Origin of the sequence: Pseudomonas sp. NPDC096950 (assembly GCF_044762525.1) — a bacterium.
Taxonomy (GTDB): Bacteria; Pseudomonadota; Gammaproteobacteria; order Pseudomonadales; family Pseudomonadaceae; genus Aquipseudomonas.
The window spans coordinates 1-1,292 of the sequence record NZ_JBIWEL010000066.1 but is presented as its reverse complement, the minus strand read 5'-3'; the positions used below and the strand labels follow the sequence as shown (position 1 = coordinate 1,292).

The following is a 1,292-nucleotide window of genomic DNA, read 5'->3' as shown; positions in this document are numbered from 1 at the left end:
ATTAATTACATGCGAACCAGGATGATTGGCTTGTCAGCGTTGCACAAAGTTTCACCAGTGGTGACGTCCTTCATGCCGATCAAGGCCGCGATGTCGCCAGCGCGTACTTCCTTGATTTCTTCACGGGCGTTTGCGTGCATTTGCACCATACGACCCACGCGCTCTTTCTTGCCTTTAACCGAGTTGATCACGCCGTCGCCGGAGGCCAACACGCCCGAGTAAACTCGAACGAAGGTCAAGGTACCCACGAATGGGTCGGTAGCAATCTTGAACGCCAGAGCCGAGAACGGCTCATTGTCGTCTGCATGACGCTCCAGATCGATAGTCTCGTCATCCGGGTCAGTACCCTTGATGGCAGGAATATCAACAGGCGCAGGCAGGTAGTCGATAACGGCGTCGAGAACCAGGGGAACACCCTTGTTCTTGAAGGAAGAACCGCAAACAGCCAGAACGATCTCACCAGCGATAGTACGCTGACGCAGAGCGGCCTTGATTTCCTCGTTGGTGAGTTCTTCACCTTCGAGGTACTTGTTCATCAGCTCTTCGCTGGCTTCGGCTGCAGCCTCAACCATGTTGCCGCGCCATTCGTCAGCCAGTTCCTGCAGTTCAGCAGGGATAGGCTTACGAACTGGAACCATGCCTTTGTCGGAGTCATTCCAGTAAACAGCTTCCATGGCCATCAGATCGATCTGACCCTGGAAATTGTCTTCGGAACCGATAGCCAACTGGATTGGCACCGGAGTGTGACCCAGACGCTGCTTGATCTGACCGATCACGCGCAGGAAGTTGGCACCAGCACGCTCCAGCTTGTGTACGTAAACAAGACGTGGAACGCCGTATTTGTTGGCTTGACGCCATACGGTTTCCGACTGAGGCTCAACACCCGAGGTGCCGCAGAACACAACAACCGCGCCGTCGAGAACACGCAGGGAACGCTCAACTTCAATAGTGAAGTCAACGTGGCCCGGGGTGTCGATGACGTTGAAGCGGTATTGGTCTTTGTGCTGCTTCTCGGAACCCTGCCAGAAGGCGGTAATGGCAGCAGAAGTAATGGTAATACCACGCTCCTGCTCCTGCACCATCCAGTCTGTGGTCGCGGCGCCGTCATGCACCTCGCCCATTTTGTGACTTTTGCCAGTGTAAAAAAGGACGCGCTCGGTGGTGGTGGTTTTACCAGCATCCACGTGAGCAACGATACCAATGTTACGGTAGCGATTAATCGGTGTAGTACGAGCCATAAAGCCCTCGCAAAATTAGTGACGCTAAAATTAGAAGCGGTAGTGCGAGACAGC

General features: G+C 54.1%; 1 pseudogene. It reads right to left on the bottom strand.

From position 1 onward, the window contains the following. Window positions 1–8: 8 nt before the first annotated feature. Window positions 9–1,238 (bottom strand): annotated as a pseudogene (locus ACIQY3_RS34390) (elongation factor G); the annotation flags it as partial. Window positions 1,239–1,292: the final 54 nt, after the last annotated feature.